Below are 25,517 nucleotides of genomic sequence, written 5' to 3'. Positions count from 1 at the left end.
AGCCGAGGAGACGCCGTGATCGGCGCGTACCTCGATCGCGACGAGGCGACCGGAGCGGACGGCCCATCCCGTAAGGACCGGCTCGACTTGGCGTGCGCGGGAGCTATGGAGACCGTTCTCGGGACACTTCGTCGGTCGAGGCTGGCGACGACAGTCATTGGCGTGATTCTGCTCCTCACCGCAGCCTTCCTGGGATCGGTGACTCTCGGAGTGGGCGGACGGATTATGACCGTCGTCACCGGCGGGTTCGTCGACCTCGTGGGTCGCTCGTATGAGGCACCGGTGTTGATCACCGCTGGGCTCGTCGCCCTCGCTTGGCTGCTCATGGCGATCGTCGCTCTCCACCGCGGCCGTCGGTGGCTTTCGCTTGTCATCGCCGTCGGCGGCGCAGCATCCGCATGGACGACATATGAGCTGGCCTGGTCAGGTCTCGCCGCACCGGTCGACGGGCGAACGCCGGTGATGTTGATCCTCCTTAGTGCCGTCGCTCTGGCGGCACCACTCGCCGCCGCCATCGCCGCTGTGCGCGCCGCAATTCTCGAGCCGGCCGCGCAGTGGACTATCGGCGCCACTGCCGCAGCACCCGTCACCGGCGCCTGGATCCTCGCGTCACTCGGCCTGCCGACGAGCGTCACTCAAGCCCTCGTCCTCATCGGCAGCGCACTCGCATTACCGGTGTCCCTCGCGATCACCGGCGGGAGCATCGCCTTCCTCAGTGTCGGCGTTCAGCGACGCACACAGACCGACGATTCGAACCGGAGGACTCCACTTCTGCCGTCGGCCTGAATGCGTCCGAAGGACCATCCCCATACGGGACGTTCTCGGACGGCTCCGCGACGCGGTGGTCGTCGCTGCTAGCGTCCTCACACGACCGAGAGCAGTGCTGCGGTTGATCAACCGGCGGGAGCTCGAATGCAGTTCAGCGTGATCCTCTTGTTCGTCATCGCCTGCGTCCCGCTGGTGCTCGCGCCGGGACCATCCGTCGCGTTCATCCTCACGACGACCCTCAGCAGCGGACGTCGCGTCGCCATGAGCGCGGTCGGCGGCGTCGAACTCGGGTACGTCGCTCACGTCGTGGCCGCCGCTGCCGGGATCTCCGCGATTCTCGCCGCGAGCGCTGCGGCGTTCACCGCGGTGAAGATCGCGGGTGCCTGCTACCTCGTCTGGCTCGGCATCCACGCCTGGCGATCACGAGACCTGCGTCTGCTCGGAGAGCTCGGCGGGGCCGGCGGAGCGACCCCCGCCTCCTCGGCGTTCCGGCGCGGACTCGTCATCGGCGTCCTCAACCCCAAGACCGCCGTCTTCTTCCTCTCCTTCCTCCCCCAGTTCGTCCGACCGGAGGCCGGCCCGACGTGGATGCAGATGACCGTCCTCGGCCTGCTGTTCATCATCCTCGCCGCCGTGCCCGACACGCTCTGGGCCCTCGGCGGAGGAGCGATCGCCCGACTGCTCCCCCGCACCCGTGTCCGCACCACCGAGCGCATCTCCGGGACCGTGTTCTTCGGTCTCGCCGGCTACTCCCTCACCGCCCGCCACTCCTGACGCCGACCCCGTACCGCCAGCCCATCCCCATACGGGCCGAACGCCACCGGACTGCTACTTCGCGCCGGATCAACTGTGGGGTTCCACGAACGGCGAGGATCCGTGGCGTGAGGATCAGCAGCGACGGTGAGCACTACCTCCTTCTGCGGAGCGCCTTCTGGGCCGAGACGTCGGACGTCATCGGGGCCTAAGACTGCGCGGAGCGGGCCCGGGAAGCGGCACGGGACATGGCGGACGCACCGCCCGGACCTGATCGGTGGGTTCTTGAGACGTGGAGTGGTGGCGAGCTGCGCAGTAGCGTCCAGTTCGACTGACGCTCGGGCAACGTGCCGGGGCTCTACTGTGGCGGTGCGGTCGAGAAGTGGGGACTTCGCTGACGCCGCACGCGACAGACCGGCGGGGGGCCGCCGGTGTCGCCCTGCTCTCGGCCGCGACGCACAGCGCGGCCGAGAGCAGCACCCGCCGGCTCGACGGCCGGCTGCGCGAGAGTCAACCGGACGCTCTCAGCCGTCTAGGCGAGCCAGCTTCCGCGCGTACTTGGTCATCGGAGGGCCACCGAGAGGATGGGGCGTGGGGTCCCCTTGGGATTCGAAGCCGGATGCCGCATAAAGCCCTTCAGCTCGCGCGTTTCCGGCTCGGACGCGCAGCTCCAGGACGAAGTAGCCGAGTTGGGTCGCGGCCAGGATCGCGTCGTCGAGCAGCATCCGACCGAGCCCGTTTCCCGTCTCGCTCGGCGCGACGGCGAGCAGTTCGAGCATTGCACTAGGTCGACCAAGACCATGGCCCGCGTCGACGGTGAGAGCAAACCCGACTGGATCTGAGCCGACGACGGAAAAACGCACGAGAGGCCGGTCGAACTTCTCTCGAGCCCTCTCAGCAACCGCGGAGTCCTGACTGCGCCCGTCCCGTGCTGTGAGTGCCTCTAGCCAGAGATCGATGCAGGGCTCGCGCTCATCAGGCGTACCAGCTCGGATCTTCATGCGCTGAGACTATCGAAGGCAGTCATTGCGACAGCACCAGCATCCCGACAGCCGACGGTCTGCCGATGCTTTCCAGCATTAGCCGTATAACTACTGCGGGACCCCGGCTGCCTCGGCCTCTCCCTTGGACAGCTTCACCCGGCGCACGCTTCTTCCGCGCCTCGTTTCAGTGCTCGTATCGACCCTGATGCCCTCGGTTCGGCCGTCTCGTTGGGGGGTCCTTACTGGGACGCTGCCTGTTCTCTCGCAGCTGCGCGGCGAGCGGCGTCCGCCTGATGGCGATAGAGCGACGCGCGACTCCACCCGACGAGACGAGCAGCATCCTCAGCAGTGCGCCCACGCGCTCGCGCATCCGCGGCAATCGCGAGCTTGTCCGCGACCACCGCAGGATCCGACAGAGGACGGCCGAAGCGCGTTCCGCTCGCGCGTGCGGCGGCGATGCCGGCGTTGACTCGCTCGACGATGAGCTCCCGCTCGTACTCCGCGAGCGTGGCGAGCATGTTCAGCATCAGCCGGCCCGTCGACGTCGACGGGTCGATGCCGTCCGAGATTGACCGCACCTGCACGCCTCGCTCCCGCAACAGGTTCACCGTGTTGAGTACGTCGATCAGTGAGCGGCCGAGGCGGTCTACTCGCCAGACGACGACGGTATCTCCGTCCTCGGCGTACTCGAGCAGCTTCCTCATCCCGCGGCGCTCGATGGCGGTCTTGCTGCCGGATGTCACGTCCGCGAAAACGTCGCGCTTCTGCACGCCAGCCGCGACGAGCGCGTCGAGTTGCAACTGCGCGTCCTGACTCGACGTACTCACACGTGTATATCCGAGAAGCCTCACGAGCACATTCTGACTCGGAAAGCCCCTCTTGGCACCCTCCTGAGACGAACTACTGCGAGACAAGTTACTGAGACGGCGGGACCTCCGCCGTACCGGCCGAAGCCAACCTTGGAACGGCCGCTTACGAACTGTCTCAAAAAGCTACTGATTTTTGAGGCTAAATTTTGCCGGCTCGACGAATCGACTCAGTAAGACCGATTACACCCAACGGCCAGGCTGGTATCCGGCCTCATGCAACAACTACTTCGTAATTGCTTTTCGGCCAGGGGCCCGCATCAGCACAATGCTGATGCGGAACCCTGGCCTCTCCGAGAGAAAATACGAACTACCGCGAAATAGCGTCAGTCTCACTCACGGCGAAAGCCACTTCTTCACTCGAATTGTAGACGACGTTGTGAGATTCCCCGGTCGAGTGATCCGTGATCAAGATTTCTGCTTCTCCGCGGCTAGCCTGTGCGTCGGTGAATACGGCCGAGTACGTCGCCCCGTCTAGTTCTGCGGAGACGGTCACACCTCCCGATGTCGGCTCCTCAGTAGCGGAGACGTTCCAGCCGTCGACGCTCGCCGCGTCCACGGGGTCCGGCGCAGCGACCCTGCTACCTGGCGCGCCGGCGTCGAGTGCGATGCCCTGAGAGGTTCCGGCGCATTCTCCAGCGATCGCGCCCGAGAAGTCAATCTTGAATTGACCTCGGTTGTATGTCCGAGTGCTCGTGTTCTCGACGACCACCGCTGCGGACGTCTGCGTGGTGCTGACGTCTCCGTACCAGACGGTGAGGTCGCTCAAGCCGCCGGTGCTGCCCCCGACCGCCCTGATGCCCGTACGAGACTGGGACAGCGATCCACCGGTCTCCGTACGCAGGACGTTGTGGCATCCCTCTCCGTCGAACCACGTAGCGATGGCAGCCGAAGCCGGTGTGCTTGTCGCAAAGACGATGCCGACTGCCGCAGTCAGTCCGAGGAGCCCTGACAGCTTCTTATTACGAATGATTACGTTCCCCCAAATTGTTGATTGCAACTTCTGAAACCACCGTATCCCCGGGCCTGATAATTGCAACCTGGTGATCTCGGCGTGAGTGCGCTACTCTCGGCCCGATGAGACCTGAGTATCACCTGGCAAAGGTGGAAATCGGGTGCTTGTTCTCCTTATCGTGAAAGCTGGTCTTTTGAGGAAGGGCGGACGCGATGTTCGGATCTTTTATCCCGTGGGGTAGCGGTCGACTAATTGTTTTTGCCGGCGCAGAGGCAAGAGCGCGGCGAGAGCGCGCTGAGGCGGAGCGAGCTGTCGAGGACCACCGGGGGGAAGAGTCGGATGGTTTTGTCGCCGACGCGACCCCGCTGCCGTCGTACAAGCCAACTGGGTCGGCGGGCAGGAAGGCCCGTAAACGGCGCGGATAGGTGGTCTCACGGCTGAGACGCGATCAGGTCCACGTAGCCGAGTCTGGTGCTCGTCCCACCTTCAGAAGAGCCGCGGTGACTGGCGTCACACTGCAGACCGTTCAGGACAGACAGGTCGCTGTCGAGGTCGATGTGTCACGCCTTAATGGGCGACTCAGGTTCATGCGGAAGCGTCCTCTCGCCTGCGCTGCCGCTGGGAGAGAAGCGGCCGGAGGCGGCGCTCTACAAGCGGCACATTCGTCCCTCGACGCCGGGCACCTCGTCCGCCCTCGAAGTTAAAGCGGTGTGAGAACGCCGTCACCGTCACCACTGGCCGGGCCGGGCCCCGGCGACGGCGACGCGGAGGGATCAGAAAGCGCCGCCGTAGAACGAGCAATGTCACACTATTGCGACAAACAGCGCCGCGAGATTCCGGTCTCATGCGCGGCCATCCTGGGCGGCCGGATGACGACCCCTCATCGGACGCCGGACGCATCGACGCACTAGCCCTCCGAGGCTCGCGCCGCACTACCGTCGAATGCGCCCGCCCAAGGCACCCCTAATCCAGTGAGGGGGTGTCCTGCCCGCAGCACGGTGAGGGTGGCAGCCCGTTCGAGCCGGGCCGGGTCAGAGGAGCCTCGCGCTGCGGGCGCGAGGCTCCCGCTCGACGCGGAGAGCGATTCCCTATCGGTACGCATGTGCAAATACTCGCGCATCGAACAGGGGCCGGAGAGGCTCCTCGACGCCGGAGCGGCTGTCCTCATCTACTCCGGAGGTGTCCGTTAGGGGGACTTGGGTTCAGCCGGTCGTTGCAATACCACCGTGAGTCGGAGTGTTGGCGATGGGATCGAAGTTGAAGCAGCGTGCCCGGGGTGGCGCGGTTCTGGGAGCTGCCGAGGGAAGGGTCGAGTCGGTCGGCGGCCCGTGATGCTGTCGGCGTGCCGGTGAAGAGCCGCTCAACGGAGCAATCAGCTGCTTTCCGTCCGTTGGAATGACCGAGCTGATTATCGAGATCCACATCCCCCTCGTCGCAGACCCCTCGATATCGGCTGATGAATACCCCTACCCCTGGATCGACGACGTCCAGAACCACCTCGCCACCCTCGACGGTCCCGGCGAGGAGTATGACGACGGCGAAGAATGGGCCACCCTCGATGGCGACCCGGAGTACCTCTTCTTCCTCGACGGCGCCACCGAACCGGAACTCCTCGCGATCGCACGCGACGTCGCCCAACTACCCGGCGTACCCACCGGCGTCTACGCCACCGCAAACGACCCCGACGGCGACATGGGCCAAGGACGGCGCATCGACCTCGGTCTTTGACCCCACCCGGCCACCGCACCGAAGTACCGCCCAAAAAGCTCTACCGGTTGCGTCTTAGCCGCCCGGGATCGCGGCGTGTCCGCTTGGCCAAACGGCCGTAGCCGGTGCTGTGATCGCCGCACCGGGTGCCATCCTCTGGCGCCGCGAACGTCGTTCCTGACGTCCCGTCGCACGGATCACGGCGACCCGCTGAGCGATCCCCAAACGGCACAGCGGTCGCGCTCGTTCCGGCTTGCTCCAGCGGATGACAACAAGGGCGCCGGGGTGCCGGCATGGTGAAGACTTCGGCTGTGTGGTTGGAGGGGTTGGCGCTCGAGCGCCGCTTGCGTGAGCTGGACGGGCCTGGTCGTGAGGAGCCAGTCGGTTTCGACGGCCCGCGACTGGCGGCGAAAGTGAACGCGCTCGCCGGGCTGCTCGAGGAGAGCTTCCCAAGCGCCGTGTCAGTCGACGATCCACTCTCGGACTGGCAGGACTCCGCGACCTTCACTCACGTGACAGTGGACGGAGCGGCGAACCGCACCTCGGCGAACCTCGTCATCTGCATCAGCCGGTACGGGGACCTCTGCTTCATCGCGCTCGAGACCCCCGGTGAGTACACGCGGGAGGAGTTCGATGCGCTGGTCGACCCGGAGGACCTGAGACCGATGACCGCGGCTCTCGACGCCTTGGACTTCACGGTCACTCCCGAGGAATCGCTGTGGGGGCGGTATGACGGGCCGATCGTGATGGACTATCCGAGCTGGCTCGAACGGTACTTCGGATATCCACTGTGAGCGCGTCCAGCCAGAAGGCGGGAGCATCTATGCCACAAATGATCCTCGGGAGCTGTGCGCTCGGGGCTTTTCTTCCAGTATTGGCGGGATGGGCACCCCCGTTCGTCAGCGCTCTCTATATCGGCGCCGCGACAGTCTCAGGAACACTACTCATGATCAATAATAGCGTAATATGCATGCTTGCAGCCCCCATAAGAAGACATATACGCCGGTCGGCAGGTTCTCTACTTGGACTATCGGCGATTTGGGCGGCAGGGACTGCTTTATCTTTTTGGTTCGCATGGTTTATTGCGGGGGCCCTCTTTCAAGAGCAGAACACTGTGCTTCGGCTGGTCATCATGGTCGCGAACGGAACATTCCTCACGCTTCTAGCGCAACACTCAAGGCGGTGAGGGCGGCAGCACGTCAGAGCTGGTTCATCAGAGGATCCTCGCGCTACGGAGACTCTGCCGTATCATCGCGACCGTCTGCTGGTACCACTGGTTCAGTGTCTTGCTCAGCTCCGACCTGACAACCCGCCTCGCTCGACGCGCAACCGCGGAGGCTCTCGCGAGAATTCGATGAGCGGCTCTCGGGTCGCCCTGCCCTCCGGTGACCCATCCCCTACCGGACACCACATCCTCTCAGGCCGCTGTTCTGGGAGAGTGGACTGAATCGTGAGGGGCACCAATGATTGATGCGCGGCGGACCGTAGAGATGGATCGGCTGCCCGGAGGGTTCCGATGAACGGTCCGCGCGAAGTGCTCGGCCTTCCGCCCTTCGCGCTGTTCTGGAGCGCAACGACCATCCGCTCTTTCGGCAGTGCGATCGCGGGTGTCGCGTTCCAGGTGCTGATCGTCTCGGTACTGAACGCAACGCCTGCGGAGATCAGCATTCTCGCGGCGCTCGGCGTAGTGCCGTACCTGCTGTTCGGTCTGATCGTGGGCGCGCTCATGGATCGGTGGCGGCGCCAGCGGACGTTGGTCGTCACCAGCATCGGGCGTGCGCTGATTCTGGGAATGATCCCCGTCCTTCTCCTTCTCGATGCGCTCACCTTCTGGTCACTCGCCGCGGCAGTCCTGCTGCTCGGTGTCCTGACCTTGTTCGCGGACTCCGCCGCGCAGCCGTTCCTCCCGCAGATCGTTCCCCGGTCGTCCTTGGTGATGGCCAACGCGCGACTGGGCCAGAGCGAGACCCTGGCGGGAACGGCAGGACCCGCGCTCGGCGGAGCACTGCTCAACCTGATCGGCTCACCACTCCTGCTCGCCTGCGACGCTGCCATCAACGCGGTGTCGGCGGTGCTGCAATCACGCATCAAGGTGGAGGAGCGCCGGCCCGATCGCCGCGCACCAGGCCGTCACATCGGTCACGACATCCTCGAGGGAATGCGATTCACCTACCGGCACCGCACCCTCCGGCCGCTCGCGCTCTCCGTCCACGCCTGGTTCCTCGGCAACAGCATCGTGACGACGGTGTTCGCGGTGTTCGTTCTCCGAGAGCTGTCCCTGCCCGCTTGGGCGTTCGGCGTCTCGCTCGCGTTCGGCGGCGTCGGTGGCCTCCTCGGAGCTCTCGTCGCACCTGCTGTCGGGGCGCGGGTCGGAGCGGGTCGTGCGATCCTGCTGGGCCGTGCGCTCGTCATCCTGCCCTGGCTGGCACTCGCCGTTCTTCCCCTCGACGTGGACAGCGGCCTCGGTCTCCTGCTTCCCGTCGTCTGCGCCGTGCAGTTCGTCTACGGGCTGTCGATGGGTATTGAGGATGCCAACGACACGGGATACCGGCAAGCGATCGCACCCGACGAGATCCAGGGCCGCATGAACTCCACCATCCGCACAGCGAATCGCGTCGTGTTTCTCTTCGGTGCGCTGTTGACCGGCGTCCTCGTAACGGCTTGGGGCTACAACCTGACGATCGGAGCGGCGGCGATCGCCTTCACCGCAGCCGCGCTCATCGTCGCACTCTCCCCCCTGCGCAATGCCCGCCACGAAGACGCAGAGATCTCTCCCGAGCAGGCTCCCGACTCGATGGACGAGACAACTCGCTAAGCGAGCCCGCCTGACGCCAAGTTGAGGTGTGCTCCAAACGAGCGCTCTCTGCCGCCATAATGCGATCGCAGAACACCGCCACAGAGCGATCATCTCTACAAGATTCCGGTCTCATGCGCGGCCATCCTGGGCGGCTGGATGACGACCCCCAAACGGGACGCCTGTAGGCCGGTCGATCAGACGGGTCGCACGCATGCTTCGTCTATCGCTTCTTGTTCGTCGTCGGTCAGCATTGCTGCGCTCGTGCTGGGGAACCAGCCCTGGTTCGGCCACTGGTCGATGAAGTCGGTTCGGCTGGGGGCGTCGGGGTTCTCGATGCCGTTCGCTTCGTAGCAGGGCACGAGGTACTCGGTGAGGTAGCTGTAGAGGTAGTCGATCTGCTCGGACGTCATGGGCACCACGGGTGTCGTGGGATAGCTCGACCAGCAGGTGAATGCGGCGACCGACTCGGCTTCTGTCGAGGCGGTCGTTCCGATGCTGACGGGTCCACCGCCGGCGGCGTTCGAGCCGAGGTCGACCGGGAGGCCGGCCGCGGTGAGGCAGCCCAGGAGTGCCGTCGAGTCGTTCGGGTCGCGGTACTCCTGGAACGGGTCGGCGGGCCTCGTCGCGTCGGGGAAGCCGGCCAGGACTCCTTCCCATTGGCGGTCCTGCTCCTGGATGCGCAGCTGCTCCTGCTCGTCGGGCGCGAGAGGTGCAGGGGCGGGAGAGGGACCAAGATCGGGCATCGGGTAGGCGACGACAGAGGAAGCGGTCGGCTCCGGGGCGGGATTAGGTGCGAGAGCCCACGTCGAAACCAGGGAGACCGCGAGGACGACGACGACGCCGGCGGCGACGATCCAGATCGCTCTCGCGCGGCCGGCTGGCTTCGGGTGAGTGCGGCTCTCGCCCAGGGCGGCGGCCGCGATGGATTCCGGTTCGTCGAAGGACCGCACGCGCTCGAGGGCTTCTGCCGGCTCGAGGCCGGCGAGCTCCTCATCGATCCCGTCTCGGATCGCGGAGGCGACGTCGCGAGGGACAGGCCGCAGCGCCCGATCCAGTCGCTTCAAGTAGGTCTGGACCTCGCGGGGTGCGCTGGTCGGGGTCATGTGTCGTCTCCTGCCACGATCGCTTGGACGGAACGGGTGAAGGGCTCCCACTGGCGGCGGAACTCGCCCAGCTCGGCCTGTCCGGAGGGGGTGAGCTTGTAGTACTTCCGGACCGGGCCCGAACCGCTCTCCCCTGGGTAGGAGGTGATCAGACCGCGATCCTTCAACCGCCCGAGCACCGGGTAGAGCGTGCCGATGCTCGCGATCATGCCCAGCGACACCAGCTCCTCCGACAGGCGCCAGCCGTACATCGGCTCCCGCGAAAGGAGCCCGAGGGCGCAGTACTCCACAACGCCCTTCCGGATCTGGGCCCCCACGTCAACTGTCATGCTTCGCATGTTAGCGTGCGATGCATATTAGCGGTGGTGGGCTTTGTCGGTCCGGCTACCGCGCGACAGGGGGACACAGATGCAGCACGATCAGGAGGAACCGTCAGGACAGCTTTCCGTCCTCACGCGTGCGCTGCGCATGCTTGGCCAGATCCTTCTGGTCTTGCTGGTGGTCGCTGCGCTTTTTTTCCAGCTCGTAGCTGCCTGGACACCACTCGGCCGAGTACTCGCGGAGTGCTACAACCTTGGATGGGTGCCGGTCGAGGCGTACTGGTACGGCGCTTCCGTACTCGTCATCGCAGCTGCTGTGAGCATCACCTCCTGGATGCGCCGGGCGGTCGGCAGCTCAGGGGTCCTCGCTGGAACACTTCTCGCAGTCGGCGTCTTAACCGCGCTGCTGTTCGTCCTCGTTGCCTTCGTGAGTCTCGCGTTTTGGGAGCGGTGGCATGACTTCTCCGCCGCTGAATGGTGGAGCCAGTTCGTCGTCTACATCGCCGCCTACGCGACCCCTGCCCTCGCGCTGATCCTCGCTGCGCGCCTGATGTTCGTCCGACGCAAGGGCAAACCCCTTCCGCTGGCCGTACCGCCCGCCGCATTCCTGGCCTTCACGCTGGCGAGCGTGGCGTTCCAGGTCATCCGAAACTGGGTGGTGTGCTGAGCTTGCGGGTGACCCTGAACAGCCGCACCCTGTTCGAAGACACCGTTTCGGAGGCATCTATCGATGCGGGAGCGAACCCACGAGACTAGACCTCCCGGCACGGCTTACTCCGGCTCCCCGCCGGATGCCAGACGACCTCTACCGGACCCCCGGGGGACCATCCCTTTACGGGACGGCTTCCCGCAGCGTCGACCTCACCCGCACATAGCCTGAGCAGATGAATGGCGTGGTCGATCTGCTCACACCCCGCCTCCGCCTGCGTCGCCTCACCCGGGACGACGAAGCGTCGGTCATGGCGTACCGGGGCGACGCCCACGCCTCTCGGTTCCTCGGCCACCCGTCGCTCTCGGACGGGCAGTACGCTCATTGAGACAGCGATCGCGGGACGGGAGCGGAACTCGTGACGTTTCGCCGTTCGCTCGACTGTCCACCGGCAGAAGTAGAAGAGGGACCGCGAAATGACAGCGACGGGGCAGGCGCGGGAGCTACCGACCGCCACGAGTACTGGTCTTAGGGTGGCGATCACGCTCGTCGCGCTGTTCGGGATGATCGTGGCACCGATGGTGCTCGTGGTCCTCTCGATCCAGGCGACGGGCTTCACGTTCATGGGCTCTGAACCTGACCCTGAGCGGATCGCGGCGGGCAAGAATCTACGTGTAGCAGCAGGCACCTCCGCCTTCTTCTGCGCCATCGCCGTCTGGATCCTCACGGGGATCCGCGCTCTTCACTCCTCGCGGAACTACTGGGAGATTTTCCTCTCCGGACTTGCAGTACCCGCGCTACTGATCGCGGTAGGCCTCCTGGCATTCACCGCATGAGCATGCCGAGAACGTCTCGGTGAGCGATCCCCATACGGGACGGCTGCTAGGCCGACCTCGCCCGCGCGAGAGGACTGACTTAGGGTTGCTCCATGCAGCGAACGAAGCGTCAGAACCTCTGGCTCGCACTGATCGTGCTGTACCTGTTGGTATGCCTCGCAACCTTCATCGGCATCATCCTCCTCACGTTCGGCTACGACGAGCCGATCTTTAAGTCGACCTGGTGGGTTCTGCTCCTCGTCTGCCTCGCAGCCAGCCTCGGTCACCAACTCAACGAGATATTTGGGTTCGAGTCTCGCCGGAAGCGACAGGGCCGACCCGCAAAGGGTTTCGAGCATCTGCGTGGATACTTCTTCGGCTACCCGTCCGCTGAAGACGACGCCGCGGAGCAGGTGCCTGATGCCGACGGATCGACAAGGTCTGGCCGACGTCACTGATAGCGCACCTCTGACCGATCCTCTTTCGGACACCACCCGACGCCCGAACTTGCGACAGATGGAACGCTCGTCTAGGTCGATCAGCGGGCGGGGTGCCGCTGGCTAGGGTGGGCGCATGCGTACGTGGGATTTTTACCTCTCTGGACAGGAGGTGGTATCGAACGCTTGGGGCTCGGAGGTGACTCAGCAGTCCGCGCTCGACGTGAATCTCCTCGAGGGGCTCCTGCGCGGACCGAATCCGGAGCACGGCGATGTGGAGATCTCGGTGCCTCTCGCCCGGGTCGTGCACGAAGAGTACGAGGCCCACGGCACCCATGGCTCACCGCTCAGCAATGACGACTCACGCTTACTCGTCCGCGCGTTGAAGGCGGTCCTCGCGCGCCTTGGCATCGACACCTTCGATCCGCCGTTCCGTGACTTCGAGACGTTCCGCAAGTATTGGCAGGCGAACGATGGGTACGGCAGCTGGCAGGCCAGGCGCAGCATGCTCAATGAGCAGTTCGGCGCACTCCACGAGATGCTCGACGAGCGTGAGACCGACTCGCTCGCCGGCGCACTGGCCGATCCCATTTCGCCGCGAAAGGCCACCGGATGGCAGCGCGTCGATGAGGAATTGAACGAGATGCGGCGACACTTCCGGGCGGCTCGGACGGAGCAGGACTACTCGAACGTCGGGAACGACGCGGTGGCCGCCCTCGAAGCGCTTTCCGCGGCCTCCTACGAGCACGCACGGCACGGTGAGCCTGGCGTCGATGAGCCGCCGATCCCCAGCACGAAGACCCGCCTTGGTCGAGTGGTCGAAGTCGAACTACCTGGGTCCGAGAACGCCGAGCTGCGCAAAGTCGTTCGTGCGGCCATCGAGCTCGCGCAGGCCACGAAGCACCGTCGGAACGGCGATCGGCGCTCGGCAGGCATGGCCGCAGACGCGGTGTTACTCGTCGTGAATCTGGTCCGACGACTTCGGTGACCTGCGACCCGGCCCTCGTCGCGATGACGGATTCCCGTGCGGAACGCGCTAAGCCCACCGCCGATCGGCCCAGGGAGCAGGCTTCACGCCTGCCGGCACGGCGAGGCTGAGACCTCGCAGGGTGAGGAAACAACTGCACAATTTGGAGTTAGCTTTTTTTTACTATTCCGAGTTGAGGAGAAATTATTGATAGGGCACAAATGACGAAGGATGATAAGTTGTTTTCGAGAAGAATTCCGAAGTCGGGCAATGGGGCTCGAGTGATTGCATGGATCGTTAACCCGGTTATATGCGCCGCTTTTCTCGGAATAGTCGGGCCGAATTGGAACTGGTCGCTTACAGATGTAATTGTTCTGTGCGCACTTCTAGTCACTATTGTTTTAGCGGTGCGGGCAAGACTGTTCGGAGTCTATGTGAGTCAAAACTCTGTCGTAATACGCTCCTGGTTTCGCTCTCATACTCTGGCCCGAGAATCAATTCTCTTCTTTAGTGAATCGCCCTACGCGGGCTTCATATCTGGCGGGTCAAACTTCCTTCCCGGGGATACTTCACCTTTGCGGATGTTGTTCTGTTCATTCTTCACAAACAGCACGCCGAGACTTGTGCAATATCCGGTAACGCTCTCGACAAGAAGAGGGGCGGACCGCTTAGGAAGCGATATTTTCGATGCAACCCGGATCGATTACATCAGCGACCGCGAGCACTTCAGCGACAAACCGGACCACTAACACTTCCGATTGAAGCTCCTCCGGGGGACCCAGTGCGCCGCCGGCGATCTGGATCCGGCCACGCTCTTCCCCGCGCCGGCGTTCCGCTGAGCGATCCCCATACGGGACGGAAGAATCTGGCTTGTCTACCCCAAGCACCGGTCACGGCGACGTTGGCTAGTTGAGGTTCGTCAGGTGTTGGAGGGTCGCTCGTCCCAGACGCCGGCGTAGGGCGTGATCGTCTGCATGAAGTCTTCACTGCCTCGCGCGGGACTGCCGTGGTTCAGAACTAGTGTCGCCTCGTCTCGCAGCATCGGATCCCCTTCCGGGTACGGGGCGTCATCGGTGCAGCTCGCCGGAGTCGAAACCACGTCAAGCACGTCGCCGACAGCTGCGTCGCCAGCGAAGATTTCCGTGACGGTCGCTCGATGAAGCGCTGCCCGCTCTCCGTGCATCATCACGGTCGTCGGAGTGGATTCGAGCTCGGCCCGTACGACGAGTTGCCCGTTTGCCGCGGCGTCGTCGACAGATTCGAACGGCACCCAGTCCGCGCACGCGGTCTGACTGTTCTCCGCCGCGAAGGTGGGTCCGGCGCCGGGCGCACCAGTGGGTGCGCAGCCCACTAGGGCGCATGCGAGCACAAGTGCCCCTGTGGCATGAAGGACTGGCGCTCTCATCGATCCCCTTTGGACAGTCGGAGCCTGGCAAGAACAGCTGAGAGGCACCCCGACCACCTGGGTCTCGGTGCAACTGTCGACCTCGACACTTGACGGAAGATAGCTATATTCCTATTCTTCGAGCATGCCACGACGCAAGCCGGGAGCCGTGCTCCCCCTCGAGCTCCAGCTCCTCGAGACCCTCATCGAGGCGCGTGAAGCGAGCCACGGTTTCGCGTTGGCGTCCGCGCTTTCTGCGGAGGACCATCGAGCGCTGACCGCCCACGGAACTCTGTACAAGGCGTTGGCGAGGTTGCAGGAACGAGGCCTGGTCACGTCGACATGGGAGGACAAGGCGGAGGCGAACGCGCAGGGTCGCCCACCGAGGCGCCTCTACGAGGTGACGGGCGAGGGACGTGCCGTCGCACATGCGGAACGCTCGCGGGTCGAGGCGCAGTCCACAGGTCTCGCAGCGCTTCTCGCGGGGGGTCCCCAGTGAGCACACCGTCGAGGACCCCGGTGCACCGCTGGAACGTCCTCGTGCTCGCCTGGTGCCGCTGGTACACGCAAGATCTTGCCCCGGAGGTCGCGGCGATGCGCCGCGACGAGATCGCGTCAGACCTGCACGAGCACGCCACCTGGGCCGACGCGCGAGGTCAGCACCCCGCGCGCACCGCACGGCAAATCGGCTCCCGCACGCTGCGCGGTGTCGGATCGGACCTGATGTGGCGCCGGGCACGACTGCGAAACGGGAACCCCGAAAGCCTGTTCACGGCGAGGCTCCGCTCAGCGTCGGCCGCGCTGTGGGCGCTCGTGCTCGCGATCGTGCTCACGTCGACCGCTGTCGGCGGGTGGGCGAGCGTCCGGGTTGCAGGCGGCAGTCTGATCCCTACGTCGACGTCGGCGCCGCTGTATGCGGCAACGGTTCTCGCTGCGGCCGCATCTCTGCTGCTCTTGCATCAGCGCACGCGGACAGCCGGGGCGCTGCTCGGCGCAGTTGCTGTCGCGGTGCTGCCCACAGTGGTGATCAACGCTCTCTGGTTCGTCAGCGCGTCCGTGACCGTGCTCCGCACGATGCCGTATCTCGACCTGGGCCTCCTCGCCCTGGGTAACACGCTGGGCCTGGTTCTGCTCGCGGCGGTCCTCTGCTGGTCGATCAGACGACCGCGCACTGTCGGAGCGAGCTCGTGACCGGCACGAGGCTCCGCGGTCGCACACGATTCCGCTTAGCTGTGGGGCTCGGGGCAACGGGCCTGTTGCTCGCTGTCGGCGTCGGAAGCGCACTCGCGGTCGGCGCGACGACGACGCTGCACCAGTACGACGCCGACTTCGGATCAGCGCTGGCCGCGAGCACCGCGATCGCGGAGGCACCTGCACCGTCCGCCGCAGCAACGCCGACACCCACACTCTCGGCGACGCCGGCAGAGAGCGCCGATCCGCCACGAGCCGACGGGACAACGACTGAGCGCACCATGCCCACCCTCGCGCCCGATGGTCACCGCTACGACCAGTGGGGCGTGCGCCTGTACGACAAGAACGACACTGTCAAGGACGTCACCTATCCGGCGAGCATCGTCGGAGACGAGCTCACCAACGCCCGGACCTGGGTCGACACGCAGCTCCTCACCGCCTCCTGCATGGCCGACGCCGGCCACGACTTCTACTTCAAGCTCTGGTGGGAACTCTCCCCCAAGGATCCAGGAGCCGCATCGATCACTCCCGAGGACACCGAAGCGTGGACAGCTCTCTACGGCCCCGACGCAAAATCGGCCGGTCCCTACGACTGGACCGAAGCCGGCTGCGGCGGCTGGGCCGTTCACACTATGGGCAATGACCACGCGAACTGACGCCAGCGGGGCGTCTAAGAGCAAGAGAGAAGCACGTGGCGCCGCCACCGACCGGGCTCACGCAACTCCGCGGATCGCTCCCGAGGGGGCAATTCGGTGACGTGGGAGCAGTGGACGCTCTCGCTGGGCGCGATACCGCTGTCCCTCGCCGCCATCAGGATCATGCTCTGGAACCTCGGACGCAGAGAAAGAGTGAGCAGGGCCCTGCACGCTTTCGGCCTCGGCGCCTCCGCCCTCTGCGTAGTCCTCGCGATCATCTGGCAGATCCACGCGAACAACCCCGACTGGCGACCACCACGCAACGACGAGGACGATGTCGGAGGTCTCATCCTCTGGACGCTCTACTGGAACGCCTTCTCGGGCGTCGTCACTGCCGCATCGATCCGCGCGATCGACAAACTGATCATCAAGGGCGTTCTCACAGGGGGTTAGCGGCTGCCTGCAACGGCACGAGCTGCTGGCGTCCCGTAGCGGGATCCCTTATCGGGACGGTGTCTCATCATCGCCTCGAAGTGGGGTGGGCGACGGCGACAACGCCCGCGGATACTCTGCACTCGTGATCGAAGCCAAACGCGGAGCCAATCCCCGCGACGTGCCTGCAGCTACCCTCTGACGATGGCGCTGCTCAGGTCGGTACAAGGTCGATGACCGCTCGGGTGCGGGTAACCCTGGTCGTGTGGCTCCTCCTCCTCACGGGTCTGTTCGCCCTCCCTGTTGCTGGTGCGCTCTACGAGGCGAGACAGGCGGAGAGCTCCTGCCTAGTCGACGGGCCGCAGCCACCATCGAACGGCGTCGACTTCGAGTGGAACGTCCGCGCTCGAATCTCGCCATTCCCGCTGGGCCTGGAATGCACCTACATCCGCTCCACCGGCGAGGAGACAGTGATCGGTCCTGGCTGGCTGGTGACCGCATTTGCCGGTGCTGCTGGGGTCTTCGGACTGGGGACGATCACCGCACTCGCATGGCCGGCACCTCGACGGCTCGCGAACACATGACGCGGACGCGGACGCGGACGCGACCGCTCCACGATCCCCATACGGAACGGTGAACGACCGCCCCCTGGTGGTTACCGCTTCGTCGACCACGCCTTCTCTATGGCGGCGAGCACGTCCGCTAGCTCGACGTCATCTCGCCGCACGTCCCGAACGAATGCTTCTGCAGCTGCGGTGACGTCGATGGCGATGATTCGCCCGGGTCTGACTGTGGTGCCCTGGGAGCGTCGTGTTTCGACGTGGCCCGCTTCTTCCAGTTCCCGATAGGCGCGCGCTGCCGTGCCGACCGCCACTCTGAGGTCACCCGCAATCTGTCGAACGGTCGGGAGGCGCTGGCCTGCCTGCAACCGGCCAGACGTGATTTCTGCCGCCAACGCTGCGCGGATCTGCTCGTAGGGCGGTCGAGGATCGTCAGCGTCGACCTCGATGCTCATCACGCCATCACCGTCGACACGTCAGCGGCACCCCGAGGAAGGCGCGCCAGAGACGTGGCGGCCAGTACCGCCATCACCATGCCGACGAGGAACACGACGCCGGCCACACCCAAGAGCACCAGTCCAACGATCCCCGCGAGCTGTGCCGAATCGGGCGTCATGCCCGTCTCGAGAACAGGTGCGTTCATCAGCGGAAGCGCCGCCGAGCCCAGGAAGACCGTGCTCGTGAGTAGGAGTGAGGCGTTGGCAACACGAAGAACGAGCCGCACCGCGCCGCGCCGCAACGCGGTATCTGTTTCGCTGAGCTCGGGCCAAGCGGTAGCGGGAGAGGTGACGACGCGGCGCAGAGCGTGCCGAACGGCAACGACGAGCAGACCGATCAGGGGAAGAGCCGGCGCTGCGAAGAGCCATCCCGGGAACAGGAACGGCCCTCCAGCGAGGCAGGGGTCCGAGAACATCACCGGACAGATCCAGCGACCATCGTCCGCCGGCTTCGACAGCAGACCACTCAGGAGTGCGATGAGCGCAGTCATCGAGGCGATCGTGGCGAAGGTCGCGCGTTGTCGAACCGTGGAGTAATCCGAAAGTCGTCTCGGCATCACGCTCGCCGTGCGTCGCCTCATCGCTCCATCGATGGAGGGCACGGGCATCACACTGAACACGCCGAGCCCTACAGCCGCTGCGAGCAGCAGCCCGAGCAGGAACGGCACCGACTCCAAGCGCGGATTCGCTATGTGAATCAGCACCGCGACCGCGAAAGCGACGAGCGCGGCGGCGACCGAGGTGACCATCCGCACGACGCCGACGCGATGAGCGCGCACTACGGCAGGCGGCTGTCGACGTTGAGTCAGCAGCGACACTCCTCCCGCGACGACGCTCGCCACGACGAGCACACCGATCACGACCAACGTGATCTCCGCGAAGCCCCAGTTACCCATGACCGTCCCCTTTGTGTTGAGTAGACGATACAAAGGGGCGAGGGTTTGTGTCAAGCGTGCGAAACAAGGGCAGATCACCGAAGGGGTCGACCAGAACAGGTATCCAATCCCAGAGAATCCTTCAACCAACCCGCCCGGTAGACAATCCCCATGCGGGACGGTCAGATCACCGGGGTTGATCCGCCCCTCCGAGCCGCGGAAGCACGCCCTCTACGCGCGTGTCCCGTCAAGCAGTCGCATGTGCTCCTCCTCGCTGGCCCTCCGCCAGCCGTAGGGCGCGACAACCACGTACGTCACGCCGCCCTCCTCAACTCGGAGGCGTCCGCTGGAAAGCCCACCGGTCCCCACCTCTTCATCGATCCACACGAGCAGCTGCGAAGTCCAGTCCGCTGCATCTCGCGGAGTGGCATAGATCCAGGGCTGATCACTTCCCGACGACGGCAACGCGATCCTGATCCGAGCCGTGTGACCGCCGACCTGCACAAGCCGAAAGTCGAGCAGACCAACGACCAGCCGCACGTCATCGATCCGGTAGTCGTACTCCGAAACCGGATGACGCCGCCGCACCCCGACAGCCTCGAGCGCTGCGGCAAGCTCGGCGTCCGGCAACATGCGCTGATCCTCCCAGACGCCCGGCCAGCGATCCCCTCACGGGACGGGTTCTCGATTATTTTCATCGTCGCGTCGTCAGTTCGGGGTCCTGCCGGACATGTACAGAGTGAAGGCCACTCGAGCGCACAGGAGCAGATCATGACCACCGAACCTCACGACGCAGACAGCGATCGAGCGATGAACGCGCTCCTGGACGAATCGGCGCCGCCAACCCCACTGGCAGAAGCCGTCTCCGACTCCTCTCTTCGAGAGATGGTTCGCGGAGCGGAGTGGAACGCGCGACGCGGCCGGCGACAGGCGACGCCTCGCGCGCTCGTGATCGGGACCGTCGTCGCTCTCGCTCTGGGCGGTACGGGAGCGGCAGCAGCAGCGACGCTCTCCGGGTGGCAGCCGTATGTGGCGAATCCGGATTCCGTTGTTCACTTCACGCTGCCCAGCGGAAGAGAATGCGAGTTGCGCAGCGTCGTCAGGGGAGGCGATCCGGAGGACATCAAGGAGGCGCAGGACGTATTTCGCACCACCGACGTGCTCGCCCTCGCTGACATCGACGGCGAGCTAGCCCGGATCAGTGCTCAGGACACGATCGACCGCGATAACGGCGACACCGTGGTGCCCGCGACCGAGGTGTACTCCGAAGATGAGCTGTACCGCCAGGCCGCGGTGAACGCGATCACCGACGTCGTCTGGGACGAGCTCGAGGACCGAGGGGTGGTCGATCCCGTCACCGGCTCAGACCTCTCCACCGGAAGCCAAGACGACTGCGCACAGTTCACCCAGGCAGACCTGACCCAGTGAGCCGCCGCGACACGCGAGCCGATCGCGTCGTAGCCATCCTCGACGCCACAGCCCGTGACCTTCTGAACTACCTCGAACGCCGAGTCGGCACCGACGACGCTCCCGACGCACTCTCCGAAACGATGACGATCGCGTGGCGCCGATCATCATCCATGCCAATGCCGGACGAGGACGCCCGCCTGTGGCTGTTCGGTGTCGCAAGGAACGTCATCCTCAACACCAGCAGGACGCGCCGGCGCCAAGACCTCCTGGCCGAAAAGCTCCGCGGCACCGTCGAACCCATCGAAGCGACCGGAGAACCCTCCGACGTCGCCCTCGACGTTCAAGCAGCGCTGAGCAAGCTCTCTCCGGAGCTGGCAGAACTGGTACGGCTCGTGCACTGGGACGGCTTCTCTCTCAGCGAGGCGGCTCAGATCGTGTCCGTCCCGCCGTCAACTGCGCGCAGCCGTTACCAGAAGGCGAAGCGCGAGCTCGGTGACCTGCTGTCCTTAACGCCCTCGGAACGAGCACTCGGGTCTGCAGAGAAACGCCGGGTCTGACGCGCTAGCCCATCCCTAACGGGACGCTGCCGGATCAGCGGTGCTGCACCCAGATGTTCGGCTCCACGTAGATCCCCTCCTCCGCGTCGCGGTCGACGCGCAGCGTCGAGAGGCCGCCTGGGATCACGTACTCCCCCGACGAGGGCAGGGTCGTCCCGGTCCACTCCTCCCACTGGGCGATGGAGCCGGTCATCACCTGCGACCGCGGGGCGACGTCGAGGACGTACGCGCCCATCCGCACGTGCGTGCGCAGCCCCGGGTTCAGCGGCAGCCCATCCTCCCGGGAGCATCATCTCCATCCCTGGGTGTGCACCCGAGGGCGTTTGGAGGGCCTGCCGACACGCCGGGGCGCGTTGTGCTCAAGGAACGGACCGCGTCTGTCCACAGCTGTGGATTACTCCGCCAGATCCGCGTCTTTCCGCGGATTCGGGGGCTCCAGCCTGTGGATGGCCGGTGGAGGAACCGGTGGATAACTACACGGTTGTAACTACTACATATAGTGCCCTGACGCGGCGACACGCCCTAGATGTAGAATTTTTCACGTATCGAGCGGGCTCGCCCGACCGGTGCAACGAACCCCGCCGTCAATCGTCGGCGGGGCCAACGAGTACGGCGGGGCTGAAGCGTCAACTTTGCAGGGCGACGCATCGACTCTAGTTCCGATCGGGACTGCTGTCTCTGGAGGTCATCTCCAGAGAACGGGGCCGTGCTCCTCACCTCACGTCCAACGACGCGAGGATTAAGGAACCTGAGATGCGTATTCCCACGCTCACCTGCCCCTACTGCCGGACTGTCTTCGTCGGGCGGGTCGTCCGCCACGGTCTGATCAACTGCGGCCACTGCCGCCGTCCGTTCCGGATCTAGGCGCATCGACGAGGGGGTGAGGTCGATTCCCGCATCCCCCTCGTCGACCGGGCCCCGATCGCCTTGCCGCGCAACGAAGGACCGATGCATTGGGGGCAGTCTCAGTCGGTGATGTCACAGTGACGCCATGACCACTCCTCGCACTCCCCTGGCTCGAGCTGCGTTGATCAGTAACGGCATGGTCTGGTTCGGGCTGTCGCTGATGTTCGCGAGCATCGCCGGCGAGCAGACGTACGCGGCGTTCACCGGTGAGTGGTTCAACGTGCTCGGCTGGTTCCTGCTCGTCGCGGTGGCGATCGGTCTGGCCATCGTCGGAGTGATCGAGAATCGGAACATCCGGGCGGGGAAGAAGTACAAGCCGCGACCCCGCCGCTGATCGCTACTCGGCTGCAGCCTCGGCGGACACGACGGCGCGGGCGCGCTCGATGTAGGTGAGGCCGGCGGCGCGCAGCGCGTCGACCGTCATCTTGCGCTCCTCGCTGGGGGCTCCGATGACGGGCAGGGGCGTGGTGAGCAGGGCGACGTCGCGCAGGTCGTGCGCGAGGTCTTCGTCGTAGATTCCGGTGTCGCGGTCAGCGAAGGCGACGACCTTGATGCCGGTCGTGAGACCCCGGGTGGTGAGGGTGTCGCGGACGACGGTGAGGTAGGCGTCCTGGTACGCGGCGACGTCGCGGTCCCAGACCTCGGTGATGGCGCGGGAGAGCCGTTCCGTCTCGCGGTACAGGTCGTACCGGGGGTCGCCTGCGTCCTTGGCGCGGTTGAGGACCGCGTGGTGGATCTCTCCGAGCTGCTCGTACTGCTCGGTGCTCAGGGAGCCGGCGGTGGACATTTCGGCGGCGAACGCTGCGATCCGGGCTGTCTCTTCGGCGGTGGTGTGTTCCTGCGTCATCGCCGCCGTATCGACGTCGGTGCTGGCGAAGAGGTCGATCTGGTCTTGGTCGGCGAGGGCGAGGAGGCCGAAGTCCTCAAGGTCGGATTCTGCTGAGACGACGACGCTCACGGGAGTGGTGCGCCATTTAAGGGTCCGGTGGCCGCGAGCGTCTTCCTGGGCGAAGTGCTGCTCGAGCATCGCGGGGAAGCAGCCGCAGTCCTCGTGCTCGTCGTGGTGGTGGCCGATGCAGCGGTCGTCGGCGCAGCCGCACTCGTCGCCGGCCCACTCTGCGATGGAGGGCGAGCCGTGCTCGCGCGCCCATTCGTCAGGGTCGATTTCCTGGGCGCGGAGGGTGCTGATCACGTCGGGGTAGAGCTTCATCGTTGGTGTCCTGTCTGATGAGGCGCGACGGCCGGCGGTCGCGACGGGTGCGAGCGCGTCCATCGTCGCATCCGGCCATGACACTGGCTGTGCTGCTGTGGTGCGAGGCCCTGGGGTCGAGGGGATTCTCCCTCCCCTGTGGGCCGGCCCGGTCGGGGTCGGGGCGTTACGCGTCAGATCTGGCCGGAGCGGTGTGGGAGCGGATGGCATAGACGAGGCCGCCGATGGTCAGCCCCAACGACACGATCAGCAGCGCTGTGAGGAACCAGCTCGGGTTGATTACGGCGAGTGCGTCACCGGAGCCCAATTGCTCATAAGTGCACCTGAGGCCGAGCGGCCACAGTGAAGCGCCTGCCAGGGTCTCCGTTTCCACGCCGGGAAAGAGAACGCCATACCAGGCGTAACAGGTCTCGGTGCCGTTTCTGACCTGGCCGTAGAGCTCGAAGATCAAGACCAGGAGCCCAGCGACTCCGGCTCCGATCGACACTTTCGGTCCGGTCGTCACGAAGGGTGCCCCTCTGCCATCACTGCGGTTTTCGCGTCCGTAGCCTAGCCACCGGTGAAAGCACAGGCACGACGCGGGCTCTCGACGGGGGGTCGAGGGGGTTCTCCCCCTCGTGCGGGTCGGCCCGTTTCGGGTCGGCCCGCGGCGCGCGCTCAGAGCGTGAGCGTGTGGAGGATCAGGGTCGTGGAGCCGATGGGCTTTCCGGAGTCGGTGTAGTCGAGGGTCGCGCGGCGGTTGCTGATGAGGTCGAGGGCGATCAGTTCCTCCTCGGACTCATCCGTCATGTCGCCCGGCTCCTCGTCCCATTCGCGCAGGACCTGGCGGTCAGCGTCGAGGACTTTCCACAGTCCCCAGACGTGGGCGATGGGGCCGGTCGTCTCGTATGTGAAGACGAGGGCGGTCGCGGTGGGCCAGCCGTAGGCGGCCGCGGCGACGATCAGCGCTCGCGCTGCGGCGGCGGTCGCGTCGGCGTCGCCGGACGCGGCCGCGGCGTCGACGGCGACCTCGGCGGCGCGCAGCGTCGGGTCTTCCTGGTACGGGTCGAAGCGGTGGGCGGGGCGGGGTGCGGTGGTCGTGGTGGTCATGGTCGGGCCTTCCTGTGCAGCAGTGGGAGAAGAGGAGGAGGGGCGGGGACCGGCGCGAGCCGGTCCCCGCCGGGAGGGGCTAGCTGAGCCCTGCGGCGTCGGCGGGGGTGCTGTCGCCGGTGACGACCTGCTCGACCGGGGAGAGCGCGTAACCCCAGGCCGCGAGCTGGCGGAAGTGCTCGGCCGTGCGCTCGTCGCCGCGGCGCCAGGACTCCTTGCTCGTGTGCGCCTCCTGGCCTCCGAGGACGACGGCCAGCGCGACCAGGCGGGCCTTCGCGGGATTCGCCTCGATCAGCGCTGCGAGGGCGTCCGCGCGGTAGCCGGAGGGGCGCTCGATGCGCAGCAGCGCGTGCGCGAGGTCGCTGCCGCCCGTCATCCCGGAGGACACCGCGAACCGGTGGGTGGTGAGGCCGAGAGCGATGATGCGATCCGCGTCCTTGGGGAGGGTTTTGCGGGCGAGGAACGTCGCGATCCACTCGCGGCGCACCTTCTCGGCCGCGTTCCACGCCTTGTTGTTGGCGATGAGGACCTTGCGCTCTGCGGACTTCTCGGCGCGCTCCTCCTCGGCCTCCTCCTCGGTCTGCGGCTGCTCGGGGGCTCCGTAGGCGTAGGTGAATCCGGCGGCGGTGGGGTCCTGGACGAGGAGGGTGACCTCGACCTCGCCGCGCCAGCTGGTGTCGATGAGCACTCCGCGTCCGGGAGCGGCGGCGACCTGCTCGGGCGTGACACTCTTCCCGTCCTCGCCGCGCAGCTGCCGCACCGGCGTCCACGTCGCTGCGTCGCCGTAGGCGTCGGAGCGGGTGAGGATCTGGAAGCCGTTGCCGGTGTACTCGGCGGCGGTCGCTGCGAGGAGCGCCTGGTGCGCGGCCTCGTCGCGGAGGGTCTGCGCGGCGTGCTCGAACTGGGCCGGGTCGTGCGTGGCGACCTCGATCAGGGTCGCGCGGGCGTCGGCGTCGTCCTCGAACTCCAACAGCACCGCCGCCTGGTCCAGGGTCAGCTCGTGCTCGTGCAGAACGGACGTGACGGTCGCGGACTCCGCGACCGCAAGCCCCTTCTTCACCGCGTCGGTCTTGGTGCCGGTGCGCTTGGCGATCGCTGCGGCGGACACGCCCTCGAACGCGAGCTGCGACCACGCGGCGGTGCGGTCCGCGACGCTCAGCTCGGCGCGCTGGTCGTTCTCGATGATCTGCTGAACGATCCGGTCCGCGGTCGTCTCGTCGCCCTCCACGACGTAGACGGGGATGGTGGGCACTCCGGCCTCGCGGGCGGCGAGGGTGCGGCGCTGTCCGGCGCGGACGATGACGTTGCCGTGCTCGTCGCGGCGGGCGAGGACCGGGGTGATGACGCCGTTCTCGCGGATCGACGCGATGAAGTCCTTCGTCAGCGGGGCGCTGGTGCGGACGTTCGCCTCGATCACGAGGGTGGTCGGGTCGATGTGCTGAACGGTCCCGGTTCCGGTGGTGATAGTCACGATGGTTTCTCCTTGATCGGTGTGCGACCATGAAGGCGACGAGTCCCGTGGTTCTAGTCCAACTACGGGGCTTTTGTCGTCTTCCTGATCGTTTTTCTTTGCCTCTCCGGCGAGTGAAAACCAATTGAGTGGAGTCGGCGGAGTGACGGCTCTCTTGGGCGAAATAAGGGAGCGTGCGAC

The 25,517-nt window shown here is 65.7% G+C and carries 32 protein-coding genes; 18 read left to right on the top strand and 14 right to left on the bottom strand.

Annotated features, from left to right (window positions below):
- The first annotated feature begins 15 nt into the window (after positions 1–15).
- On the top strand, positions 16–786 hold the full coding sequence (locus tag C5C37_RS01895; protein ID WP_104338348.1) for a hypothetical protein: 771 nt from the start codon (positions 16–18) through the stop codon (positions 784–786).
- Positions 787–912: 126 nt separating this feature from the next.
- The gene (locus C5C37_RS01890; protein WP_104338347.1) at positions 913–1,542 is read left to right on the top strand and encodes a LysE family translocator; all 630 of its coding nucleotides are present in this window, start codon (positions 913–915) and stop codon (positions 1,540–1,542) included.
- A gap of 503 nt (positions 1,543–2,045) precedes the next feature.
- On the opposite strand, the gene C5C37_RS01885 is transcribed toward C5C37_RS01890, so the two are convergent.
- The 3 genes from C5C37_RS01885 to C5C37_RS17065 form a co-directional block, all read right to left on the bottom strand.
- Positions 2,046–2,522, bottom strand: a complete 477-nt coding sequence (locus tag C5C37_RS01885) for a GNAT family N-acetyltransferase (RefSeq protein ID WP_104338346.1) — start codon at positions 2,520–2,522, stop codon at positions 2,046–2,048.
- Between the two features lie 221 nt (positions 2,523–2,743).
- Positions 2,744–3,355: a recombinase family protein gene (locus C5C37_RS01880; protein ID WP_104338452.1), complete on the bottom strand. Its 612-nt coding sequence runs from the start codon at positions 3,353–3,355 to the stop codon at positions 2,744–2,746.
- A 325-nt stretch (positions 3,356–3,680) separates the two neighbouring features.
- On the bottom strand, positions 3,681–4,139 hold the full coding sequence (locus C5C37_RS17065) for a hypothetical protein (RefSeq protein WP_146085153.1): 459 nt from the start codon (positions 4,137–4,139) through the stop codon (positions 3,681–3,683).
- Between the two features lie 1,581 nt (positions 4,140–5,720).
- Here C5C37_RS17065 and C5C37_RS01875 point away from each other — a divergent pair.
- The 3 genes from C5C37_RS01875 (at position 5,721) to C5C37_RS01865 (ending at position 8,847) form a co-directional block, all read left to right on the top strand.
- The gene (locus C5C37_RS01875; RefSeq protein WP_104273606.1) at positions 5,721–6,053 is read left to right on the top strand and encodes a hypothetical protein; all 333 of its coding nucleotides are present in this window, start codon (positions 5,721–5,723) and stop codon (positions 6,051–6,053) included.
- 272 nt (positions 6,054–6,325) lie between these two features.
- Positions 6,326–6,826 carry a hypothetical protein gene (locus C5C37_RS01870; RefSeq protein WP_104338345.1) on the top strand — a complete coding sequence of 167 codons (501 nt, stop codon included), beginning with the start codon at positions 6,326–6,328 and terminating at the stop codon, positions 6,824–6,826.
- 722 nt (positions 6,827–7,548) lie between these two features.
- A complete protein-coding gene (locus C5C37_RS01865) occupies positions 7,549–8,847 on the top strand; it encodes an MFS transporter (RefSeq protein ID WP_104338344.1) in 1,299 nt (432 codons plus the stop codon).
- Positions 8,848–9,023: 176 nt separating this feature from the next.
- On the opposite strand, the gene C5C37_RS01860 is transcribed toward C5C37_RS01865, so the two are convergent.
- Together C5C37_RS01860 and C5C37_RS01855 are read right to left on the bottom strand one after the other, a co-directional pair.
- Complete coding sequence (locus C5C37_RS01860) at positions 9,024–9,932, bottom strand: hypothetical protein (protein WP_104338343.1); 909 nt, start codon at positions 9,930–9,932, stop codon at positions 9,024–9,026.
- Positions 9,929–10,261 (bottom strand): PadR family transcriptional regulator, encoded by a 333-nt coding sequence (locus tag C5C37_RS01855; RefSeq protein ID WP_104334186.1) that lies wholly within the window; start codon positions 10,259–10,261, stop codon positions 9,929–9,931. The genes C5C37_RS01860 and C5C37_RS01855 overlap by 4 nt, the downstream gene beginning before the upstream one ends.
- Positions 10,262–10,340: 79 nt before the next feature.
- Here C5C37_RS01855 and C5C37_RS01850 point away from each other — a divergent pair, with 79 nt between their 5' ends.
- From C5C37_RS01850 to C5C37_RS01835, 5 genes are all read left to right on the top strand, one after another.
- Entirely contained in the window at positions 10,341–10,919 is a 579-nt protein-coding gene (locus tag C5C37_RS01850; RefSeq protein ID WP_104338342.1) for a hypothetical protein, read from the top strand.
- A gap of 217 nt (positions 10,920–11,136) precedes the next feature.
- Positions 11,137–11,289 carry a hypothetical protein gene (locus tag C5C37_RS17325; RefSeq protein WP_181127351.1) on the top strand — a complete coding sequence of 51 codons (153 nt, stop codon included), beginning with the start codon at positions 11,137–11,139 and terminating at the stop codon, positions 11,287–11,289.
- A gap of 145 nt (positions 11,290–11,434) precedes the next feature.
- On the top strand, positions 11,435–11,737 hold the full coding sequence (locus C5C37_RS01845) for a hypothetical protein (RefSeq protein ID WP_146082455.1): 303 nt from the start codon (positions 11,435–11,437) through the stop codon (positions 11,735–11,737).
- 92 nt (positions 11,738–11,829) lie between these two features.
- Entirely contained in the window at positions 11,830–12,174 is a 345-nt protein-coding gene (locus C5C37_RS01840) for a hypothetical protein (protein WP_104297786.1), read from the top strand.
- A 115-nt stretch (positions 12,175–12,289) separates the two neighbouring features.
- Positions 12,290–13,141, top strand: coding sequence for a hypothetical protein (locus C5C37_RS01835; protein WP_146082443.1), 852 nt, complete (start codon positions 12,290–12,292; stop codon positions 13,139–13,141).
- 898 nt (positions 13,142–14,039) lie between these two features.
- Here C5C37_RS01835 and C5C37_RS01830 read toward each other — a convergent pair.
- Positions 14,040–14,390: a hypothetical protein gene (locus C5C37_RS01830; protein WP_104338341.1), complete on the bottom strand. Its 351-nt coding sequence runs from the start codon at positions 14,388–14,390 to the stop codon at positions 14,040–14,042.
- 259 nt (positions 14,391–14,649) lie between these two features.
- On the opposite strand from C5C37_RS01830, the gene C5C37_RS18040 reads away from it, so the two are divergent.
- From C5C37_RS18040 to C5C37_RS17055, 5 genes are all read left to right on the top strand, one after another.
- Complete coding sequence (locus C5C37_RS18040) at positions 14,650–15,003, top strand: PadR family transcriptional regulator (RefSeq protein WP_104338340.1); 354 nt, start codon at positions 14,650–14,652, stop codon at positions 15,001–15,003.
- Positions 15,004–15,023: 20 nt separating this feature from the next.
- Positions 15,024–15,695 (top strand): hypothetical protein, encoded by a 672-nt coding sequence (locus tag C5C37_RS01820; protein ID WP_104338339.1) that lies wholly within the window; start codon positions 15,024–15,026, stop codon positions 15,693–15,695.
- Positions 15,692–16,351, top strand: a complete 660-nt coding sequence (locus C5C37_RS17060; protein WP_146085152.1) for a hypothetical protein — start codon at positions 15,692–15,694, stop codon at positions 16,349–16,351. Before C5C37_RS01820 ends, C5C37_RS17060 begins: the two co-directional genes overlap by 4 nt.
- 96 nt (positions 16,352–16,447) lie before the next feature.
- Entirely contained in the window at positions 16,448–16,783 is a 336-nt protein-coding gene (locus C5C37_RS01810) for a hypothetical protein (protein ID WP_104338337.1), read from the top strand.
- Positions 16,784–16,995: 212 nt separating this feature from the next.
- Entirely contained in the window at positions 16,996–17,346 is a 351-nt protein-coding gene (locus C5C37_RS17055) for a hypothetical protein (RefSeq protein ID WP_146085151.1), read from the top strand.
- A gap of 71 nt (positions 17,347–17,417) precedes the next feature.
- Here the strand turns inward: C5C37_RS17055 and C5C37_RS01805 are convergent, their stop codons facing one another.
- The 3 genes from C5C37_RS01805 to C5C37_RS01795 form a co-directional block, all read right to left on the bottom strand.
- Entirely contained in the window at positions 17,418–17,777 is a 360-nt protein-coding gene (locus C5C37_RS01805) for a GntR family transcriptional regulator (protein ID WP_104263145.1), read from the bottom strand.
- Positions 17,777–18,715, bottom strand: a complete 939-nt coding sequence (locus C5C37_RS01800) for a hypothetical protein (protein WP_104263144.1) — start codon at positions 18,713–18,715, stop codon at positions 17,777–17,779. Before C5C37_RS01800 ends, C5C37_RS01805 begins: the two co-directional genes overlap by 1 nt.
- 210 nt (positions 18,716–18,925) lie before the next feature.
- Positions 18,926–19,327 (bottom strand): hypothetical protein, encoded by a 402-nt coding sequence (locus tag C5C37_RS01795; RefSeq protein ID WP_104263608.1) that lies wholly within the window; start codon positions 19,325–19,327, stop codon positions 18,926–18,928.
- Positions 19,328–19,465: 138 nt separating this feature from the next.
- Here C5C37_RS01795 and C5C37_RS17050 point away from each other — a divergent pair, with 138 nt between their 5' ends.
- Together C5C37_RS17050 and C5C37_RS01785 are read left to right on the top strand one after the other, a co-directional pair.
- Entirely contained in the window at positions 19,466–20,122 is a 657-nt protein-coding gene (locus C5C37_RS17050; RefSeq protein WP_146085150.1) for a hypothetical protein, read from the top strand.
- On the top strand, positions 20,119–20,661 hold the full coding sequence (locus C5C37_RS01785; protein WP_104338335.1) for an RNA polymerase sigma factor: 543 nt from the start codon (positions 20,119–20,121) through the stop codon (positions 20,659–20,661). Before C5C37_RS17050 ends, C5C37_RS01785 begins: the two co-directional genes overlap by 4 nt.
- Before the next feature lie 34 nt (positions 20,662–20,695).
- On the opposite strand, the gene C5C37_RS01780 is transcribed toward C5C37_RS01785, so the two are convergent.
- Entirely contained in the window at positions 20,696–20,896 is a 201-nt protein-coding gene (locus C5C37_RS01780) for a hypothetical protein (RefSeq protein WP_146085149.1), read from the bottom strand.
- Between the two features lie 756 nt (positions 20,897–21,652).
- Here C5C37_RS01780 and C5C37_RS01775 point away from each other — a divergent pair.
- Positions 21,653–21,901: a hypothetical protein gene (locus C5C37_RS01775; protein ID WP_146085148.1), complete on the top strand. Its 249-nt coding sequence runs from the start codon at positions 21,653–21,655 to the stop codon at positions 21,899–21,901.
- A gap of 3 nt (positions 21,902–21,904) precedes the next feature.
- Here C5C37_RS01775 and C5C37_RS01770 read toward each other — a convergent pair whose 3' ends face one another.
- The 4 genes from C5C37_RS01770 to C5C37_RS01755 all read right to left on the bottom strand — a co-directional run bounded on the left by C5C37_RS01770 (position 21,905) and on the right by C5C37_RS01755 (position 25,337).
- Positions 21,905–22,777, bottom strand: a complete 873-nt coding sequence (locus C5C37_RS01770; RefSeq protein ID WP_104338332.1) for a hypothetical protein — start codon at positions 22,775–22,777, stop codon at positions 21,905–21,907.
- Positions 22,778–22,943: 166 nt separating this feature from the next.
- Positions 22,944–23,228 (bottom strand): hypothetical protein, encoded by a 285-nt coding sequence (locus tag C5C37_RS01765; protein WP_181127350.1) that lies wholly within the window; start codon positions 23,226–23,228, stop codon positions 22,944–22,946.
- A gap of 206 nt (positions 23,229–23,434) precedes the next feature.
- Positions 23,435–23,866, bottom strand: coding sequence for a hypothetical protein (locus C5C37_RS01760; protein ID WP_104338330.1), 432 nt, complete (start codon positions 23,864–23,866; stop codon positions 23,435–23,437).
- Positions 23,867–23,945: 79 nt separating this feature from the next.
- Positions 23,946–25,337 (bottom strand): ParB/RepB/Spo0J family partition protein, encoded by a 1,392-nt coding sequence (locus tag C5C37_RS01755; RefSeq protein ID WP_181127349.1) that lies wholly within the window; start codon positions 25,335–25,337, stop codon positions 23,946–23,948.
- Positions 25,338–25,517 lie beyond the last annotated feature (180 nt).

Source organism: Rathayibacter sp. AY1F9 (assembly GCF_002932155.1).
Lineage (GTDB): Bacteria > Actinomycetota > Actinomycetes > Actinomycetales > Microbacteriaceae > Rathayibacter.
This window is presented reverse-complemented; position numbering and strand designations above follow the sequence as displayed.

Excerpts from the sequence above, each read along its gene's own strand:
- C5C37_RS01890 (WP_104338347.1), top strand. The coding sequence starts at position 913 with ATGCAGTTCAGCGTGATCCTCTTGTTCGTCATCGCCTGCGTCCCGCTG.
- C5C37_RS01885 (WP_104338346.1), bottom strand. The coding sequence starts at position 2,522 with ATGAAGATCCGAGCTGGTACGCCTGATGAGCGCGAGCCCTGCATCGAT.
- C5C37_RS01875 (WP_104273606.1), top strand. The coding sequence starts at position 5,721 with ATGACCGAGCTGATTATCGAGATCCACATCCCCCTCGTCGCAGACCCC.
- C5C37_RS01870 (WP_104338345.1), top strand. The coding sequence starts at position 6,326 with ATGGTGAAGACTTCGGCTGTGTGGTTGGAGGGGTTGGCGCTCGAGCGC.
- C5C37_RS01865 (WP_104338344.1), top strand. The coding sequence starts at position 7,549 with ATGAACGGTCCGCGCGAAGTGCTCGGCCTTCCGCCCTTCGCGCTGTTC.
- C5C37_RS01860 (WP_104338343.1), bottom strand. The coding sequence starts at position 9,932 with ATGACCCCGACCAGCGCACCCCGCGAGGTCCAGACCTACTTGAAGCGA.
- C5C37_RS01855 (WP_104334186.1), bottom strand. The coding sequence starts at position 10,261 with ATGACAGTTGACGTGGGGGCCCAGATCCGGAAGGGCGTTGTGGAGTAC.
- C5C37_RS01850 (WP_104338342.1), top strand. The coding sequence starts at position 10,341 with ATGCAGCACGATCAGGAGGAACCGTCAGGACAGCTTTCCGTCCTCACG.
- C5C37_RS17325 (WP_181127351.1), top strand. The coding sequence starts at position 11,137 with ATGAATGGCGTGGTCGATCTGCTCACACCCCGCCTCCGCCTGCGTCGC.
- C5C37_RS01840 (WP_104297786.1), top strand. The coding sequence starts at position 11,830 with ATGCAGCGAACGAAGCGTCAGAACCTCTGGCTCGCACTGATCGTGCTG.
- C5C37_RS01835 (WP_146082443.1), top strand. The coding sequence starts at position 12,290 with ATGCGTACGTGGGATTTTTACCTCTCTGGACAGGAGGTGGTATCGAAC.
- C5C37_RS18040 (WP_104338340.1), top strand. The coding sequence starts at position 14,650 with ATGCCACGACGCAAGCCGGGAGCCGTGCTCCCCCTCGAGCTCCAGCTC.
- C5C37_RS17055 (WP_146085151.1), top strand. The coding sequence starts at position 16,996 with ATGACCGCTCGGGTGCGGGTAACCCTGGTCGTGTGGCTCCTCCTCCTC.
- C5C37_RS01805 (WP_104263145.1), bottom strand. The coding sequence starts at position 17,777 with ATGAGCATCGAGGTCGACGCTGACGATCCTCGACCGCCCTACGAGCAG.
- C5C37_RS01800 (WP_104263144.1), bottom strand. The coding sequence starts at position 18,715 with ATGGGTAACTGGGGCTTCGCGGAGATCACGTTGGTCGTGATCGGTGTG.
- C5C37_RS01795 (WP_104263608.1), bottom strand. The coding sequence starts at position 19,327 with ATGTTGCCGGACGCCGAGCTTGCCGCAGCGCTCGAGGCTGTCGGGGTG.
- C5C37_RS17050 (WP_146085150.1), top strand. The coding sequence starts at position 19,466 with ATGACCACCGAACCTCACGACGCAGACAGCGATCGAGCGATGAACGCG.
- C5C37_RS01780 (WP_146085149.1), bottom strand. The coding sequence starts at position 20,896 with ATGGGCGCGTACGTCCTCGACGTCGCCCCGCGGTCGCAGGTGATGACC.
- C5C37_RS01775 (WP_146085148.1), top strand. The coding sequence starts at position 21,653 with ATGACCACTCCTCGCACTCCCCTGGCTCGAGCTGCGTTGATCAGTAAC.
- C5C37_RS01770 (WP_104338332.1), bottom strand. The coding sequence starts at position 22,777 with ATGAAGCTCTACCCCGACGTGATCAGCACCCTCCGCGCCCAGGAAATC.
- C5C37_RS01760 (WP_104338330.1), bottom strand. The coding sequence starts at position 23,866 with ATGACCACCACGACCACCGCACCCCGCCCCGCCCACCGCTTCGACCCG.